Raw genomic sequence first — 16375 nt, forward strand, 5'->3', positions numbered from 1 at the left:
CGCTTAAAAACTCAGGCGGCGACTTTCTTCGACTTCTTCGCCGGGGCTGGCAATTGCACGATTTGCGTGCCCGCCAGCTTGTCGTGCAGGAATTGCCCGTTGCCCGTGAACAGGGCCGTGCCTGACCAGGCCAGGATGCCGATACCGATGGCGCCCAGGGCTGTCCAGTGCTGCAAGTCCAGCAAATACGACACCAGCAGCGCCGGCAGCAGCCACATCCATGACAGGACATAGCGGTACGCGGCCACGCGCAGCGGCACATGGGCGTGGCCCGGCAGCACGACTTTCAGGCGCCACGTCTTCATGGCCAGGGTTTGCCCTTCGCGGCTCCACTGATGGATGAAATACGCCCCCATGACGAGGAAGGCCAGGCATTGGCGCATGTGTTCCGTCAACGGCGTATGCGCGCCTTGCACGGCCAGTTCAAACAGCAGGAACGGCAGGAACAGCACGGCCAGGGCCAGCAGCGACTCGTACACCATGGAAATCAGGCGGCGCTTGATCGTGGGATGGGAAGTGATGCTGGCGGCGGGCGTGCTATTTGTGCTATTTGGCATTGGTTGGCAGTGGGGCAGGCGTGGCAGGTGGCGTGACAGGCACGGTGGCAGGGGCCGCGGCGGGATCGCCTGGCACTGCCGTCGCTGCGGGAGCGGGCGGCAGGACGGGCGCGGCGGCGGCAGGCGCTGCCGGCATGGCGGGTGGCAGGATCACGGGCGGCTTGCTCGTATTCGAATTGATCGCAGGCACTTTGCCCAGCGGTTTTTTCGGCACGAGCTCCGTCGCCAGCTTTTTCTTTTGATCTTCCGGCAATTGCTGGTATTGCTCCCATTGCGCGGTTTTTTGACCCGGATCAATTTTCTTCGTGCGCGCATAGTTTTCGCGCACGAGGCTGCGCTGTGCCGGCGTCAGCTTGATCCATTCGCGCATGCGTTCATGCACGCGGGTTTGCTCGTCCGGCGTCATGGACGCAAAACGGCTGGCGATATCGAGCCATTTCTGCTTGCGCAGCGGTTCCAGCTTGTTCCATTCGCCCGCCAGCGGCTGCAGGGCTTCCTGCTGCGCGCGCGACAGCTTGTTCCACGATGGATTCTCGCCCGCCTTGGGCGTGCCGCCCTTACCGGCCGTGCGGGGCGAGCCGGGCTTGACGGTCGGGGCCGGCGCCACCACGGGCGCGGCTGCCACGGGAGGGGCGGCGGGAGCGGCATGTTGCTGCGCACCTACCCAGGCGGCGCCGGCGAGGGCGCAGGCACCCAGGCCGATGCCGCCAGCCAGCCAGCCTTTGCGTACGCTCGAACGTGCCATGCTTATTGCTCGCGTTTCGTCAGGTAGGCGTTGAAGCCATGGTCCATATAGGCCGAGAGCGGCAATTCGTCCGACAGCACGGCGGCGTCGATTTCTGCCAGTTCGGCAATATGTTGTTCCTGCTCAAACTGATAGATGCCCACCAGGCCGCCGACCAGCAGCAGCAGGGGGATGATGACGCTCATGCGGCCCAGCCACGACAGCGGCTCGACAAACAGGCTGCTGGCGATGCCGGCGAAGACGTCCTTGCGCACGGCGACGGCGGCGGGTGCGTCCGCCTTCTTGCGCGACAGGGCCAGCTTGCGTGCCGCTGCCAGGCGATCGGTGGCCGATGTGGGCAGGTCGTCGAGTTTTTCGTTCAGTGCATGGCGCACTTTGTAAGCGAAATTGAGATCGTCGGTGTTCATAATTTAATTCCCTTGGCTTTCAGCGATTCGGCGAGCGTGTGGGTAGCTCTAGAGCAATGTGTTTTCACGCTACCTTCGGAGCAACCCATCGCTTCCGCTGTTTCAGCCACATCCATGTCCTGCCAATAACGCATGAGGAAGGCTTCGCGTTGACGTGAAGGCAGTTTTTGTACCTCTGCATCAATCAAATCAAGGATTTGCGCGCGTTCGACCTGGTCGGCCGACGATTCGGCGGCGCTGGAACCCTGTTCCGATTCATAAGTGTCAAGTATATCAAAATCCTCATGCTCGTCGCCCGAGGGCTTCATGCCGGAGAAGAGGCTGACCCAGGTGTTGCGAACTTTTTCTCGGCGGAAATAATCGAGTATGGTGTTCTGCAAGATGCGCTGGAACAGCATCGGCAGTTCGGCGGCCGGCTTGTCGCCGTACTTTTCGGCCAGCTTGATCATGGCGTCCTGCACGATGTCGAGTGCCGACTCTTCCTTGCGGACCGCGTAGGCGGCCTGCTTGAAGGCGCGCCGCTCGACATTTTCTAGAAAGTCGGATAATTCTTTGTCTGTTGCCATGCGGTATTAGGGATCTTAGCGGCTGCGGGAGCGGTGGGCGAATTGGGGCGGGTATGCTTTTTGCAACCCCGTGCATGCTAGCAAAAAATGTGCGTTTCCGCAGGGTTTTTGCACTACGTGCGAGCAAAATGGCCTTTCGGCTGACATTTTCCTTGACCATAATGGTGCGACGCGATAACGTATGGGACGCTTTGAACACCCCAAAGCCCTATGGTCAGGTCGCGACCGGCACACAAGGCCATCCGCGGCAAGACGCGCTTTCATTTGTAGGCAGTTTGTTCTAACCCGCGCCACAAGCGCGAGCGGTTCGTACAGGCGCCACAGAAACTCCGGCCAAACGAGTTGCGTTAAGCGTTGTTTTGTAAGGTATCTATGGGTGCCCAAAGAAATGTCGTGACCGCATGAAAAGGGAAGCAGGAGCACTGTCGCGCACGGCGAACTTCGTCAGGAAAGAACATCCGATCAATCTCCAATGGACCTTGAAAGGAATGTTTCATGAATACCGAAGCAGCAGCAGGACCCATTACCGGCGCAGAAATTGTCGTGCGCTGTCTGGCTGAAGAGGGCGTCGAGCACGTCTTTGGATACCCGGGCGGAGCCGTACTCTACATCTACGACGCCATCTTCCAGCAAAACAAATTCCAGCATATCCTGGTACGCCACGAGCAGGCCGCGATCCACGCCGCCGATGCCTATTCGCGCAGCTCGAACAAAGTCGGTGTCGCCATCGTCACGTCCGGTCCGGGCGTCACGAATGCCGTCACGGGCTTGTCCACTGCGTACATGGACTCGATTCCCATGGTGGTGATCTCCGGCCAGGTGCCGAGCCACGCCATCGGACAGGATGCGTTCCAGGAATGCGACACGGTCGGCATCACGCGCCCCGTGGTCAAGCACAACTTCCTCGTCAAGGACGTCAAGGACCTGGCAGCGACGATCAAGAAAGCCTTCTTCATCGCCCGTACCGGCCGTCCGGGACCCGTGCTGGTCGATATCCCCAAGGATATCAGCATGCACAAATGCCATTTCGACTATCCGAAGGAAGTCGAGATGCGTTCCTACCGTCCCGTCGACAAGGGCCACTCGGGCCAGATCCGCAAGGCCGTGCAGCTGTTGCTGCAAGCCGAACGGCCGATGATCTACACGGGCGGCGGCGTGATCCTGGCGAATGCCTCGGCCGAGCTGAACAAGCTGGTCGACCGCCTGGGTTTCCCGTGCACCAACACCTTGATGGGTCTGGGCGGCTACCGCGCCTCGAGCGAGCAGTATGTCGGCATGCCCGGCATGCACGGCACCTATGAAGCGAACATGGCGATGCAGAACTGCGACGTCCTGATCGCCATCGGCGCCCGTTTCGATGACCGCGTGATCGGCAACCCGAAACATTTCGCCTCGCATCCGCGCAAGATCATCCATGTGGACATCGATCCATCGTCGATTTCCAAGCGCGTCAAGGTCGATATCCCCATCGTCGGCAACGTCAAGGACGTGCTGATCGAGTTCCTCGCGCAACTCGACGCGGCCGAAGCCAAGCCGAACGTCAACGCCTTGAGCAACTGGTGGAAGCAGATCGCCGAATGGCGTGGCCGCGAATGCCTGAAATACCCGACCTCCGACCTGGTCATCAAGCCGCAAGCGGTGGTGGAAAAGGTATTCCAGATCACCAAGGGCGACGCCTTCATCACGTCCGATGTGGGTCAGCACCAGATGTGGGCTGCGCAATATTATGGCTTCGACAAGCCGCGCCGCTGGATCAATTCCGGCGGCCTGGGCACCATGGGTGTCGGCTTGCCATACGCCATGGGCGTGCAGATGGCCAATCCGGACGCCACCGTTGCCTGCATCACGGGCGAAGGCTCGATCCAGATGTGCATCCAGGAATTGGCGACGTGCAAGCAGTATCATTTGACGCCGAAGATCATCATGCTCAACAACCGTTTCCTCGGCATGGTGCGCCAGTGGCAGGAAATCGATTATGGTTCGCGCTATTCCGAGTCGTACATGGATTCGCTGCCCGACTTCGAAAAGCTGGCGGAAGCGTACGGCCACGTGGGCATGAAAATTGAAAAACCGGGCGACGTCGACGGCGCCCTGAAAGAGGCGTTTGGCATGAAAGACAGGCTGGTATTCATGAACTTCATTACCGACCAGTCCGAAAACGTGTGGCCCATGGTGAAAGCCGGCAAAGGCCTGTCAGAAATGATGCTCGGCTCGGAGGACCTCTAATCATGCGCCATATTATTTCTGTCTTGCTGGAAAACGAAGCGGGCGCCCTGTCGCGCGTGGTGGGCCTGTTCTCGGCACGCGGTTACAACATCGAAACGTTGACCGTGGCGCCGACGGAAGACTCGACCCTGTCGCGCATGACCATCGTCACCAGCGGCTCGGACGACATCATCGAGCAGATCACCAAGCACTTGAACCGCCTCATCGAAGTGGTGAAGGTGGTGGACCTGACCGAAGGCCAGCATATCGAACGCGAGTTGATGCTGATCAAGGTTCGTGCCGTGGGCAAGGAGCGCGAGGAAATGAAGCGCACCGCCGATATCTTCCGTGGCCGCATCATCGATGTCACCGAAAAGACGTACACGATCGAACTGACCGGCAACAAGGTCAAGCTCGACGCGTTCATCGATTCGATCGACCGCGCCGCCATCCTGGAAACCGTCCGCACGGGTGGTTCCGGCATCGGCCGCGGCGAACGCATCCTCAAAGTATAAAAATAGAAGCAGCACTACGCGGCCCAAGGGCCGCATTTAAAACAACAACGCATCATCAAATTATAGGAAATACCATGAAAGTTTTTTACGACAAAGACGCTGACCTCTCCTTGATCAAAGGCAAAAACGTTGCCATCATCGGCTACGGTTCGCAAGGCCACGCGCACGCACAAAACCTGAACGACTCGGGCGTCAACGTCACCGTCGGCCTGCGCAAGGGCGGCGCTTCGTGGACCAAGGTCGAGCAAGCTGGCCTGAAAGTGGCGGAAGTCAACGACGCCGTGAAAGCGGCCGACGTCATCATGATCTTGCTGCCAGATGAAAACATCGCCCAGGTCTACAACGAAAACATCGCCCCGTTTGCCAAGCAAGGCGCCGTACTGGCCTTCGCCCACGGCTTCAACGTGCATTATGGCCAAGTCGTGCCACGCGCCGATCTGGACGTGATCATGGTCGCGCCGAAAGCCCCAGGCCACACCGTGCGCGCCACCTACACCCAGGGCGGCGGCGTGCCCCACCTGATCGCCGTGTACCAGGACAAATCGGGCATCGCCCGCGATATCGCCCTGTCGTACGCCTCGGCCAACGGCGGCGGCCGTGCCGGCATCATCGAAACGAATTTCCGTGAAGAAACCGAAACGGATCTGTTCGGCGAACAAGCCGTGCTGTGCGGCGGTGCCGTGGAACTGATCAAGGCCGGTTTCGAAACCCTGACGGAAGCGGGCTACGCGCCTGAAATGGCCTACTTCGAGTGCTTGCACGAACTGAAGCTGATCGTCGACCTGATCTATGAAGGCGGCATCGCCAACATGAACTACTCGATCTCGAACAACGCCGAATACGGCGAATACGTGACCGGTCCTAAGGTTGTGACGTCGGCCACCAAGGATGCGATGCGTCAATGCCTGAAAGACATTCAAACGGGCGAATACGCGAAGAGCTTCATCCTGGAAAACAAGGCAGGCGCACCGACCCTGATCTCGCGCCGCCGTTTGACGTCCGAGCACCAGATCGAAGAAGTGGGCGCGAAACTGCGCGCCATGATGCCTTGGATCGCCAAGAACAAGATGGTCGACCAGTCGAAGAACTAAGCATTTTTTGCTGATTCACCATGAAAAGCCGGCGCAAGCCGGCTTTTTTTCGTCCATTTGATGCCACGTGCTGCACCGTGGCGGGCTGGCCGTGAGTATGTGCGTATATTCAGGAGTTTCTCATCTGTATTATTGCCACTCAATTAATTTCCGATAGGAATCAAAAAGTGAGCAATCGTCCCACCTCTGTCAATATCATCGGCTGGTTTTTAATCGTGACGGCACTTATCTCGCTCGTTTCCAGCTACATCAACATGGATAACCCGATCACGAAGGAACTGATGGCCAAGAGCGGCATGTCGGTGCCGCTGCAGTATGGGGTCATGTACCTGGGCCTTGCCGTTGCATTCATCTCGGGCATTGCCATTCGCCAGGGGCATAAATGGGCGCGGACGCTGTATCTGGGCTGGAGCGTGTTCGGCCTGGTCGTGGCCCTCTTCACGTCGCCCGTGAAGATCATGCTCGTGCCTGGCGTGCTGATGCTGGCCGTGATTGCCTACTTCCTGTTCCGTCCGCAAGCCAACGCCTACTTTTCTCCGCGCCTGGCGGCGAACGATGCGTAAATTTTTCAGCGTTGCCTTCAAGTCGCTTGCCGGCATGTTTGTCTATCTGATCGCCTTGTTTGCCTTCCTGGCCGAGCGGCAAGTCAGCGGCAAGCTGACGATGCTGGCGGTCATGGCCGCTTGCGGCGCCGTGGCCATGCTGGTCGGGCTGGCCTTGAGCGGGTTTGCCCAGTGGCGGCGCGATACCGGCATTGTGCTGCTGGCCGCCGCGGCCTTTACCGCCTTCCTGGTGCTGTGCGCCGCATGCATGTTCGGCAGCGACGATGTCATGAAACTCATGCCGCCGGGAAGCATGGACATGTTTGACAGCTATCTGACTGGCGCCGCCGTCCTGCTGGGCATTGCGGTCCTGGGCGGCTGCTTGCTGCGGCAAGCCGGGCCTCGGGTCGTCAATCCGGCCTGAGCCGGGCGCATCGCCTGCCGGACAATGCCGGGCCGCCGCAAGGAGGCCTGGCTTTTTCTTGCCCGCCCGTTTTTCGCCCGCCTCCTGTCTTTTTATATTCCTATATAATTCCGCCCTTCCTTTGCAGTTTCCTGTGGACTGCATCTGTTTCGGTATCTGCCGACCGCAACGCGCATCACCGCTTTTGTAGCACGCCAGGCGCTAATTGATCAGCCGCTTGCGCAACCTGAAGGACCCCTATGACTGACCGCATTACCGCCACAGTACCCATGCCGGGCACTGCCGAATCTTCCATTTCCGAACGGCTTCCCGTCCTGGCCTTGCTGGCCCTGGCCATGACGGCGTTTCTCGCCCTCCTGTCGGAAACCTTGCCGGCCGGCTTGCTGCCGCAGATTGCCCGTGACCTCAATATTTCCGAAGTCATGACGGGCCAACTGGTGACCGTCTACGCCATCGGTTCCATCCTGACGGCGATTCCCCTGACGGCCCTGACGAGTGGCTGGCGCCGGCGCAATGTCTTGCTGCTGGCCATCATCGGTTTCTTGATCTTCAATACGGCGACAGCCCTGTCGCCCAACTATATGGTCGCCCTAGCCTCGCGCTTCGTCACCGGCATGGCCGCAGGCTTGGCCTGGGGCTTGATGGCGGGCTACGCGCGCCGCATGGTGTCCGTCGAACAGCAGGGCAGGGCGATGGCCATTGCCATGATCGGCACGCCGCTGGCCCTGTCGCTGGGCGTACCGCTGGGCACCCTGATGGGCGGCGTGCTGGGCTGGCGCAGCATCTTCGGCATCATGTCGGGCCTGGCCGTGGTGCTGGTCGCGTGGGTGTTGCTGGTTGTGCCCGATTACCCTGGGCAAAAGAATGGCGAGCGCCTGTCGATCCGCCAGGTGTTCCTGACGCCGGGCGTGCGGCCGATTCTGTTTGTCATCGTCGCCTGGATGCTGGCGCATAACATTCTGTATACCTATATCGCGCCGTTCCTGGCGCCGTCCGGCTTGCGCCCCCGCGTTGACCTGGTGTTGCTCGTGTATGGCGTGGGTTCCTTGGCCGGCATCTGGCTGGTCAGCCAGCTGATCGACCGCTGGCTGCGTCCGCTCGTGCTGGGCTGCATCGCCGCCTTGGCCCTCGTGATGGTGGCGCTGGGCCTGGCGATGGACTCGCCTGCCGTGATCTATGTCAGCATGGCCATCTGGGGCATCACCTTCGGCGGCGCCGGCACCTTGCTGCAGACGGCGTCGGCGGACGCGGCCGGCGACGGCATGGATGTGGCGCAAGCGATGGTGGCGACCATCTGGAACGTGGCCATCGCGGGCGGCGGCCTGGCGGGCGGCTTGCTGCTCGACGGCTATGGCGCGGCATCGTTCCCGTGGGCCATGCTGGCCTTGCTGCTGGTGGCATTGACCATCGCCTGGCGCGCGCACCGCCACAGTTTCAAGCCGGGCCGGCGCAGCGGTGGCGCAGTCGTAGGCCACTAATAACATTGTTATTTATGATGACAGTGTGTTGAAATGTGAGCAGATGTGACTGGCAAGCACATTTTGTGACGATTTGTTAATTTGCGCCACAGGAATGAATGAGGCGTTAGAATCTACACAGTTTGACAAGTTTCTCAGGCGAAAGGGACGGCAAAAGCGTCCCTTTCGCTGGCTGTCAGCCACATTAACTACCTAGGAGTACCCCCATGACCGTGATGAAATCCGTCCTTGTTGCCGCCGCAGCGACCGTTGCCCTGAGCGCACAAGCTCAAACCTTGCCAACCAACGGCACTCTGGTGGTCGTACCCGCATTTGGCGAAGTCAAGCATGTCAATGACCAGGTGGTCGCTACCCTGGCCGTCGAAGAACAGGACAAGGACAAGGCTGCCGCCGCGTCGAGAGTCAACCAGAAGATGAACAAGGGCATCGCCATCGTCAAGCAGGCCGACCCGTCGGCGGCACTCAAATCGTACGGCTACTACACCTATCCCGTGTACCCGGAAGAGCGCCCATTGCCGGCCGGCGCCGTGGCCAAGCCGCGTTTGCCTACGGCCTGGCGTGTCGGCCAGTATCTGGAAGTGACGACGGCCAATCTGGCGTCCTTGCCAAAAACCGTGTCGGCGGCGCAAGGCGTGCTGACCCTGAATGGCTTGAATTTCGGCCTGAAGCCGGAAACCATCCGCCTGCTGGACGACCAGCGCATCGCCGCCACGTATAAAAACCTGAACGAGCGCGTGGCCGCCATCGCCAAGGCCATGGGCCGCAACGTTTCCGACGCCGTGCTCGATACGGTGGACTTCGAAGGTTCGGGCAACTATGTCACCGAAAACCGTGCTGCCGCCGCACCGATGATGATGCGCAGCGCCAAGATGGCCGAAGACAGCACCGTTGCAGAACCGAGCTTCGAGCCGGGCGAAACGACGCTCGACATGCGTGTCGTCGGCAAGGTCAAGTTCAAGTAAGCACAAGTAAGCTCGCCAATGTGGAAGTATTCCACATTGAAATGTTTTAATAATCATGGGGCTGTTGGCCCCATGGTTGTTTTTGCCCCATTATTTTCCAGGAGAACATTATGACCGTCATGAAATCGCTGCTGGCTGCCGCCGCCGCTACCATTGCCCTGGGTGCCCAAGCCCAAACCTTGCCCACTTCCGGCACCCTCGTGGTGGTGCCCGCGAATGGCGAAGTGGTGCATGCGAACGACCAGGTGACTGTCACCCTGGCCATCGAAGAGCAGGACAAGGACAAGGTTGCCGCCGCCTCGCGCGTGAACCAGAAGATGAACCAGGGCGCGGCCATCGTCAAGAAAGCCGATCCGCAAGCCGTGCTGAAGACCCAGGGCTACTACACGTATGCCGTGTACCCGGAAACGGCGCCCCTGCCGCCAGGCGTCGCGGCCAAGCCTAGAGTGCCGACCGGCTGGCGTGTGGGTCAGTATCTGCAGGTAACGACGACCAATCTGGCTGCCTTGCCGAAAACCGTTTCCGCGGCGCAAGGCGTACTGACCCTGAACCGCCTGAACTTCGGCCTGGCGCCCGCCACCATCCGCAAGCTCGACGACCAGCGCATCGCCGCCGCCTACAAGAATCTCAACGAGCGCGTGGCTGCCATCGCCGGCGCCATGGGCCGCAACGTCAATGACGCCGTGATCGACACCATCGATTTCGAAGGCTCGGGCAATTACGCGCAGCGCGTCAGCGTGGCCGGCGCGCGCAACATGAGCGCCGACTCCATGGGCTATGGCGGCAACCAGGTGGCTGAGCCGAGCTTCGAGGCAGGCGAAACGACCCTCAACATGGGCCTGGTGGCCAAGATCAAGTTCAAATAATGCTTGAGCAGGCGTCAATATTGCCGGCTTGACGCCGCCGCGCTTTTCTTTGGCGGTGGCTCCTCTATAATGGCAACATCGGCAGGCGCATGCCGCAAGACGAATGCGCCTGCCATCTGGCACCGAATCCCCCGCAGTACACAAGATATGGAACAACATGGCAAACTTCCCCCGTCGTAGAGGCAAGAACGGCACTCCCGCAGCATCCAAAGCGTCCCGCTTCAGCAAATTCGTGCGCCAGCCGGTGACCGAGGGTACTGGCAAGAAAACCTTGCGCCGCCGCGGCATCTATCTGTTGCCGAATGCCTTCACGACGGCAGCCCTGTTTTGCGGCTTCTACGCCATCGTCATGGCCATGAACCAGAAATTCGAACACGCGGCCTGGGCCATCTTCATCGCCATGATCCTCGACGGCCTCGACGGCCGCATCGCGCGCCTGACGAATACGCAGAGCGAATTCGGCGCCCAGTACGACAGCCTGTCCGACATGGTCTCGTTCGGCGCCGCGCCGGCGCTGGTGATCTATGAATGGTCGCTGCGCGGCATGGGCAAGCTGGGCTGGCTGGCCGCCTTCGTGTATTGCGCCGGCGCCGCCTTGCGCCTGGCCCGCTTCAACACGAATATCGCCGTGGTCGACAAGCGCTTCTTCCAGGGCTTGCCCAGCCCGGCGGCCGCCGCCATGGTGGCCGGCTTCATCCTGCTGATGAACGACCTGGAATTTGCCGGCAACCAGCTGGCCTGGGTCTCGTGGACGATCGCCCTGTTCTCCGGCTTGACGATGGTCACCAACGTGCCGTTCTACAGTTTCAAGGATGTGAATTTCCGCAAGTCCGTGCCCTTCATCGTGGTATTCCTGCTGGCATTGTTCTTCGCGCTCATTTCCATCGACCCGCCGAAAGTGCTGTTCCCGATTTTCGTCGCCTATGGCCTGTCCGGCTACGCCGTGTTTTTCTGGCGCATGGCGAAGGGCAAGCCCGTCAGCATCATCCAGACCGACCCCGAGCATTGATGCGCTGAGTCGGTAGCGTCGCCAGTCTTCAGCCAGCCAGGAGCAGCCATGAGCACCAGCAACCGACTCATCATTTTTGACACCACCTTGCGCGACGGCGAGCAATCGCCGGGCGCTTCCATGACGCGCGAGGAAAAGCTGCGCATCGCCAAGCAGCTCGAACGCCTGAAGGTCGACGTGATCGAAGCGGGCTTCGCCGCCGCCTCGCAGGGCGACTTCGAGTCGATACGGGCGATTGCCGGCGCCGTGCGCGAGTCCACCATCTGCTCGCTGTCGCGCGCCAACGACCGCGACATCGCCCGCGCCGCCGAAGCGCTGCAGCCGGCCGAGCGCAAGCGCATCCACACGTTTATCGCCACCTCGCCCCTGCACATGCAGATCAAGCTGCGCATTACGCCAGAGCAAGTGCTTATGCAGGCGCAAAACGCCGTGCGCTACGCGCGCCAGTTCACGGACGATATCGAATTCAGCCCCGAAGACGGCAGCCGCTCGGACGAGGATTTTCTCTGCCGCGTGCTGGAAGGCGTGATCGCCGAGGGCGCCACCACCATCAATTTCCCCGATACCGTGGGTTATGCCGTGCCGGAAATCTTTGGCGCCACCATCAAGCGCTTGCGCGAACGCATACCAAACTCCGATAAAGCCATCTGGTCTGTCCATTGTCATAACGACCTGGGCCTGGCTGTGGCCAATTCGCTGGCCGGCGTCATGATCGGCGGCGCGCGGCAGATCGAGTGTACCGTCAATGGCCTCGGCGAGCGGGCCGGCAACACGGCGCTGGAAGAGGTGGTGATGGCGCTGCGCACGCGCGCCGCCTATTACAACCTGACGGTGGGCATCGATACGACGCAGATCGTGGCCGCGTCCAAAATGGTGTCGCAGATCACGGGCTTTGCCGTGCAGCCGAACAAGGCCGTCGTCGGCGCGAACGCCTTCGCGCACGCGTCCGGCATCCACCAGGACGGCATCTTGAAGGCGAGGGAAACGTATGAAATCATGCGCGCCGAAGACGTGGGCTGGACGGCCAACAAGATCGTGCTGGGAAAACTGTCGGGGCGCAATGCCTTCAAGCAGCGGCTGCACGAGCTGGGTATCGCGCTGGAATCCGAGGGGGAAGTCAACGCGGCTTTCCTGCGCTTCAAGGAGCTGGCGGACCGGAAATCCGAGATTTTCGACGAAGACATCATGGCCCTCGTCAGCGAGGAACAGCAGGCGCAGGAGAGTGAGCACTACCGTTTCATTTCCCTGACGCAGCAGTCGACGACGGGCGCCGTGCCCCATGCGCGCGTGGAATTTCTCGTCGGCGGCGTGCAGCGCAGCTGCGAAGGGCAGGGCGACGGCCCCGTCGACGCGACGGTGAACGCCATCGAAAGCGCGGCCGCCAGCGGCGCGGAGCTGGTCTTGTTCTCCGTCAATGCCATCAGCACTGGCACGCAGTCGCAGGGCGAAGTGACGATGCGGCTGTCGCGCGACGGGCGTATCGTCAACGGCGTGGGCGCCGACCCGGACATCATCGTGGCGTCGGCCAAGGCGTATTTGTCGGCATTGAACAAATTACACGCCAAGGATGAGCGGATCGATCCCCAGCCGTGAGGGGGCGCTAACTACCAGAAGAAGCGCCGCTCTTCCTTGGCCGGATCGGGTCCGTTCATCATCATGCGCACGATGCCGTCATGGTCGAAGTGCACGTGCATCATGGAATCCCACACGCCCGATTCCTTGTAGCGGTAAGACCAGACGTGCAGTTTCGGCAGCGACAGATACGAGGTTTCCGTCGGGCGGCCCAGGGTGTGCAGCACGTCTTGCTGGGTCGACACGCCCACCTTGATGCGGGCAAAGCCGGGCGTGTCGAGCACTTGCTCGTAGGAAATCAACTTGTCGTCGGGGCCGAAGCGGGCCATATACGTGTACTGGCCGTACGGACCCGTCGCGTATTCGAGTTCCGCACCCGTGGGCAGTTGATAGATATTGCTTGGCCGGCCCAGGCGCGCTTCCACGGCGGCGCGCGGTTCACCCGGCTGCGGCGGCGGGACGTTCCAGCTGGCGCAGCCGGCCAGCACGGCAAACAGCAGCGGTGTTGCTGATTTGAGCAGTTTATTCATGGTTGACCTCCTGAAATGCAGGAAAACCCTATCATGCACCGAGAAAAGCGCGCACGGCAGGATACAGGCGGGCATTTTTCCGATATACTTGCGCGTCTGGTTGGAAGCATAGGCCAGTATTTTAATAATCGTAGTTCACGGTGGATAGGGTTCAGACTCTGTGCACCGCATGTGAAAGGTTTATCATGACAGTAGAAAACATCAACAAAGCCGCTATCATCGCGGACAACGCACGTGGTCAAAACGACACCGGCTCCCCTGAAGTGCAAGTTGCACTGCTGACAGCTCGCATCAACGAACTGAACGGCCACTTCAAAGCCCACTCGAAAGATCACCACTCCCGCCGCGGCCTGATCATGATGGTCAACCGTCGTAAGAGCCTGTTGTCCTACCTGAAGGCTAAAGACGCTACCCGTTATCGCGACCTGATCGCTAAACTTGGTCTGCGCAAGTAATTTTTGCCGTACAAGGTTTATACAGAAATGCCTGCGCCAGTTCGCTGACGCGGGCATTTTGTCATTTGAATTCCGGATTTTTATCGGTAAGTGCAGTATTCTCTACCGATATCATGTTTTAAAAGTAAAGTAGTAAAGGTGGCAACGATGTTTCTGCCGCCTGTGGTGAGGTGAACGACAGCCCCTGAAAATCTGTCGGCAATTAGAAAAGGGATACCCCATGTTTAACAAAGTTACGAAAACCTTCCAGTACGGTCAACACCAAGTGACCCTGGAAACCGGCGAAATCGCACGTCAGGCATCCGGCGCAGTGCTGGTGTCGATCGAAGATACCGTCGTTCTGGCAACGGTAGTGGCACGCAAAGATGCCAAGCCAGGCCAGGATTTCTTCCCTTTGACGGTTGATTATGTTGAGAAAACCTATGCTGCCGGTAAAATCCCGGGCGGTTTTTTCAAGCGCGAAGGCCGTCCTTCCGAAAAAGAAACACTGACATCCCGTTTGATCGACCGTCCTATCCGTCCGCTGTTCCCGGAAGGCTACCTGAATGAAGTGCAAGTCATCATTCACGTGCTGTCGGTCAACCCGGAAATCGATCCGGACATCGCCGCCATGATCGGCGCTTCGGCTGCCCTGTGCGTATCGGGCGTGCCTTTCAACGGTCCTATCGGCGCCGCGCGCGTCGGTTACGCGAATGGCCAGTACATCCTGAACCCGACCGTCCAGCAACTGAAAACGTCGGAAATGGACCTGGTTGTCGCCGGTACCGAAACGGCCGTGCTGATGGTCGAATCGGAAGCGAAACAGCTGTCCGAAGAAATCATGCTGGGCGCCGTGGTCTTCGGCCACGACCAGATGAAAGTCGTCATCGACGCGATTCACGACCTGGTGCGTGACGGCGGCAAGCCGGAAGTGGAATGGGCGCCTGCGCCGAAAAACGAAGCACTGATCGCCCGCGTCGCGCATTTCGCCAACGCCAAGATCAATGACGCGTATCAAACCAAGGACAAGCAAGAGCGTACGGCCAAGCTGAAAGCAGCGACGTCGGAAGTGATCGCCGACCTGTCGGCTGAAGCGGCTGCTGCCGGCGGCGCATCCATAGACAGCGCTGAAGTGAACAACATCCTGTTCGACATCGAAGCAAAAATCGTGCGTACGCAAATCCTGGACGGCGAGCCACGCATCGACGGCCGCGACACGCGCACCGTGCGTCCGATCTCGATCCGCACCAGCGTGCTGCCACGCACCCACGGTTCGGCCCTGTTCACGCGCGGCGAAACGCAAGCGCTGGTCGTGGCAACGTTGGGCACCGCCCGCGACAGCCAGAAGATCGATGCACTGATGGGCGAGTTCACCGATTCGTTCATGCTGCATTACAACATGCCTCCGTTCGCCACCGGCGAAACGGGCCGCGTCGGTACGCCGAAACGCCGCGAAATCGGCCACGGCCGCCTGGCCAAGCGCGCGCTGATCGCCGCCCTGCCAGCAGCTGAAGAGTTCAGCTACTCGGTGCGCCTGGTGTCGGAAATCACGGAATCGAACGGTTCCTCGTCGATGGCATCGGTGTGCGGCGGCTGCCTGGCATTGATGGACGCCGGTGTGCCGATGAAGGAACACGTGGCCGGTATCGCCATGGGCCTGATCAAGGAAGGCGGCAAGTTTGCCGTGCTGTCCGACATCCTGGGCGACGAAGATCACCTGGGCGACATGGACTTCAAGGTAGCCGGTACCCGCAACGGTATCACGGCGCTGCAGATGGACATCAAGATCATGGGCATCACCAAGGAAATCATGCAAGTGGCACTGGCGCAAGCCAAGGAAGGCCGCGAGCACATCCTGGGCGAAATGCAAAAAGCCATGCCGCACGTCAAAACCGAACTGTCCGATTTCGCACCGCGTCTGATCACCATTAAGATCAACCCGGAAAAAATCCGTGACGTGATCGGCAAGGGTGGCGCCGTGATCCGCGCGCTGACCGAAGAGACGGGCACTCAGATCGACATCAGCGACGAAGGCGTGGTCACCATCGCTTCCGTCGACGCTGCTGCCGGCCAGGAAGCCAAGCGCCGCATCGAAGAACTGACCGCTTCCGTCGAAGTGGGCAAGACCTACGAAGGCACCGTGCTGAAACTGCTGGACTTCGGCGCCATCGTGCAAGTCATGCCAGGCAAGGACGGCTTGCTGCATATCTCGCAGATCGCCAACGAGCGCGTCAACGCCGTGGCCGACTACCTGAAAGAAGGCCAGCTGGTCCGCGTCAAGGTTCTGGAAACGGACGACCGCGGCCGTTTGAAACTGTCGATGAAAGCTGCCGAAGGCAACGAAGCGCCAGCCGCTTAATTTCCTTCAGATTCGCCTGACTGCGGCCTCGGCCGCATGATCAAAACCGCCAGCGCGCAAGCCCTGGCGGTTTTTTTGCGCCTTGTTTGCGCTGTATCGAAGGTGGATGCCGG

The 16375-nt window shown here is 60.2% G+C and carries 17 protein-coding genes; 12 read left to right on the plus strand and 5 right to left on the minus strand.

What is annotated here, in order from left to right; all coding sequences use genetic code 11:
• Window positions 1-11: 11 nt before the first annotated feature.
• Genes CSQ93_RS12115 through CSQ93_RS12130 form a run of 4 tightly spaced genes read right to left on the minus strand, consistent with a single transcriptional unit; the run spans window position 12 to window position 2275 of the window.
• On the minus strand, window positions 12-557 hold the full coding sequence (locus CSQ93_RS12115; protein WP_099378274.1) for an RDD family protein: 546 nt from the start codon (window positions 555-557) through the stop codon (window positions 12-14).
• On the minus strand, window positions 547-1302 hold the full coding sequence (locus CSQ93_RS12120) for a DUF3106 domain-containing protein (RefSeq protein WP_099378275.1): 756 nt from the start codon (window positions 1300-1302) through the stop codon (window positions 547-549). The genes CSQ93_RS12115 and CSQ93_RS12120 overlap by 11 nt, the downstream gene beginning before the upstream one ends.
• Window positions 1303-1304: 2 nt before the next feature.
• Window positions 1305-1709: a DUF3619 family protein gene (locus tag CSQ93_RS12125; RefSeq protein WP_099378276.1), complete on the minus strand. Its 405-nt coding sequence runs from the start codon at window positions 1707-1709 to the stop codon at window positions 1305-1307.
• A complete protein-coding gene (locus tag CSQ93_RS12130; RefSeq protein ID WP_034779551.1) occupies window positions 1706-2275 on the minus strand; it encodes an RNA polymerase sigma factor in 570 nt (189 codons plus the stop codon). The genes CSQ93_RS12125 and CSQ93_RS12130 overlap by 4 nt, the downstream gene beginning before the upstream one ends.
• Window positions 2276-2770: 495 nt before the next feature.
• On the opposite strand from CSQ93_RS12130, the gene CSQ93_RS12135 reads away from it, so the two are divergent.
• The 10 genes from CSQ93_RS12135 to CSQ93_RS12180 all read left to right on the plus strand — a co-directional run bounded on the left by CSQ93_RS12135 (window position 2771) and on the right by CSQ93_RS12180 (window position 12960).
• Entirely contained in the window at window positions 2771-4501 is a 1731-nt protein-coding gene (locus CSQ93_RS12135; protein WP_099378277.1) for an acetolactate synthase 3 catalytic subunit, read from the plus strand.
• 2 nt (window positions 4502-4503) lie between these two features.
• Entirely contained in the window at window positions 4504-4995 is a 492-nt protein-coding gene (ilvN, locus tag CSQ93_RS12140) for an acetolactate synthase small subunit (RefSeq protein WP_010399754.1), read from the plus strand.
• A 74-nt stretch (window positions 4996-5069) separates the two neighbouring features.
• Window positions 5070-6086 (plus strand): ketol-acid reductoisomerase, encoded by a 1017-nt coding sequence (gene ilvC / locus CSQ93_RS12145; RefSeq protein ID WP_034750044.1) that lies wholly within the window; start codon window positions 5070-5072, stop codon window positions 6084-6086.
• A gap of 215 nt (window positions 6087-6301) precedes the next feature.
• On the plus strand, window positions 6302-6649 hold the full coding sequence (locus CSQ93_RS12150) for a hypothetical protein (RefSeq protein WP_233516155.1): 348 nt from the start codon (window positions 6302-6304) through the stop codon (window positions 6647-6649).
• The gene (locus CSQ93_RS12155) at window positions 6642-7052 is read left to right on the plus strand and encodes a hypothetical protein (protein WP_099378279.1); all 411 of its coding nucleotides are present in this window, start codon (window positions 6642-6644) and stop codon (window positions 7050-7052) included. The genes CSQ93_RS12150 and CSQ93_RS12155 overlap by 8 nt, the downstream gene beginning before the upstream one ends.
• Before the next feature lie 239 nt (window positions 7053-7291).
• On the plus strand, window positions 7292-8530 hold the full coding sequence (locus CSQ93_RS12160; protein ID WP_099378280.1) for an MFS transporter: 1239 nt from the start codon (window positions 7292-7294) through the stop codon (window positions 8528-8530).
• A 206-nt stretch (window positions 8531-8736) separates the two neighbouring features.
• Entirely contained in the window at window positions 8737-9492 is a 756-nt protein-coding gene (locus CSQ93_RS12165) for an SIMPL domain-containing protein (RefSeq protein WP_099378281.1), read from the plus strand.
• Between the two features lie 110 nt (window positions 9493-9602).
• A complete protein-coding gene (locus tag CSQ93_RS12170) occupies window positions 9603-10358 on the plus strand; it encodes an SIMPL domain-containing protein (RefSeq protein ID WP_099378282.1) in 756 nt (251 codons plus the stop codon).
• Window positions 10359-10515: 157 nt separating this feature from the next.
• A complete protein-coding gene (pssA, locus tag CSQ93_RS12175; RefSeq protein ID WP_099378283.1) occupies window positions 10516-11367 on the plus strand; it encodes a CDP-diacylglycerol--serine O-phosphatidyltransferase in 852 nt (283 codons plus the stop codon).
• Window positions 11368-11415: 48 nt separating this feature from the next.
• Window positions 11416-12960, plus strand: coding sequence for a 2-isopropylmalate synthase (locus tag CSQ93_RS12180; RefSeq protein WP_099378284.1), 1545 nt, complete (start codon window positions 11416-11418; stop codon window positions 12958-12960).
• Between the two features lie 11 nt (window positions 12961-12971).
• Here CSQ93_RS12180 and bamE read toward each other — a convergent pair whose 3' ends face one another.
• Window positions 12972-13469 (minus strand): outer membrane protein assembly factor BamE domain-containing protein, encoded by a 498-nt coding sequence (bamE, locus tag CSQ93_RS12185; RefSeq protein ID WP_099378285.1) that lies wholly within the window; start codon window positions 13467-13469, stop codon window positions 12972-12974.
• A gap of 185 nt (window positions 13470-13654) precedes the next feature.
• On the opposite strand from bamE, the gene rpsO reads away from it, so the two are divergent.
• Entirely contained in the window at window positions 13655-13924 is a 270-nt protein-coding gene (rpsO, locus tag CSQ93_RS12190; protein WP_010399743.1) for a 30S ribosomal protein S15, read from the plus strand.
• A 220-nt stretch (window positions 13925-14144) separates the two neighbouring features.
• Window positions 14145-16262: a polyribonucleotide nucleotidyltransferase gene (pnp, locus tag CSQ93_RS12195; protein WP_010399742.1), complete on the plus strand. Its 2118-nt coding sequence runs from the start codon at window positions 14145-14147 to the stop codon at window positions 16260-16262.
• Window positions 16263-16375 lie beyond the last annotated feature (113 nt).

Origin of the sequence: Janthinobacterium sp. BJB426 (genome assembly GCF_002735705.1) — a bacterium.
Taxonomy (GTDB): Bacteria; Pseudomonadota; Gammaproteobacteria; order Burkholderiales; family Burkholderiaceae_D; genus Janthinobacterium.

What these genes read in the sequence shown, in the direction of transcription:
- CSQ93_RS12125 (WP_099378276.1), bottom strand. Translation starts at nt 1,709, where the DNA reads ATGAACACCGACGATCTCAATTTCGCTTACAAAGTGCGCCATGCACTG.
- pssA (WP_099378283.1), top strand. Translation starts at nt 10,516, where the DNA reads ATGGCAAACTTCCCCCGTCGTAGAGGCAAGAACGGCACTCCCGCAGCA.
- pnp (WP_010399742.1), top strand. Translation starts at nt 14,145, where the DNA reads ATGTTTAACAAAGTTACGAAAACCTTCCAGTACGGTCAACACCAAGTG.
- bamE (WP_099378285.1), bottom strand. Translation starts at nt 13,469, where the DNA reads ATGAATAAACTGCTCAAATCAGCAACACCGCTGCTGTTTGCCGTGCTG.
- CSQ93_RS12120 (WP_099378275.1), bottom strand. Translation starts at nt 1,302, where the DNA reads ATGGCACGTTCGAGCGTACGCAAAGGCTGGCTGGCTGGCGGCATCGGC.
- CSQ93_RS12155 (WP_099378279.1), top strand. Translation starts at nt 6,642, where the DNA reads ATGCGTAAATTTTTCAGCGTTGCCTTCAAGTCGCTTGCCGGCATGTTT.
- CSQ93_RS12170 (WP_099378282.1), top strand. Translation starts at nt 9,603, where the DNA reads ATGACCGTCATGAAATCGCTGCTGGCTGCCGCCGCCGCTACCATTGCC.
- CSQ93_RS12165 (WP_099378281.1), top strand. Translation starts at nt 8,737, where the DNA reads ATGACCGTGATGAAATCCGTCCTTGTTGCCGCCGCAGCGACCGTTGCC.
- ilvN (WP_010399754.1), top strand. Translation starts at nt 4,504, where the DNA reads ATGCGCCATATTATTTCTGTCTTGCTGGAAAACGAAGCGGGCGCCCTG.
- rpsO (WP_010399743.1), top strand. Translation starts at nt 13,655, where the DNA reads ATGACAGTAGAAAACATCAACAAAGCCGCTATCATCGCGGACAACGCA.
- ilvC (WP_034750044.1), top strand. Translation starts at nt 5,070, where the DNA reads ATGAAAGTTTTTTACGACAAAGACGCTGACCTCTCCTTGATCAAAGGC.
- CSQ93_RS12130 (WP_034779551.1), bottom strand. Translation starts at nt 2,275, where the DNA reads ATGGCAACAGACAAAGAATTATCCGACTTTCTAGAAAATGTCGAGCGG.
- CSQ93_RS12160 (WP_099378280.1), top strand. Translation starts at nt 7,292, where the DNA reads ATGACTGACCGCATTACCGCCACAGTACCCATGCCGGGCACTGCCGAA.
- CSQ93_RS12115 (WP_099378274.1), bottom strand. Translation starts at nt 557, where the DNA reads ATGCCAAATAGCACAAATAGCACGCCCGCCGCCAGCATCACTTCCCAT.
- CSQ93_RS12180 (WP_099378284.1), top strand. Translation starts at nt 11,416, where the DNA reads ATGAGCACCAGCAACCGACTCATCATTTTTGACACCACCTTGCGCGAC.
- CSQ93_RS12135 (WP_099378277.1), top strand. Translation starts at nt 2,771, where the DNA reads ATGAATACCGAAGCAGCAGCAGGACCCATTACCGGCGCAGAAATTGTC.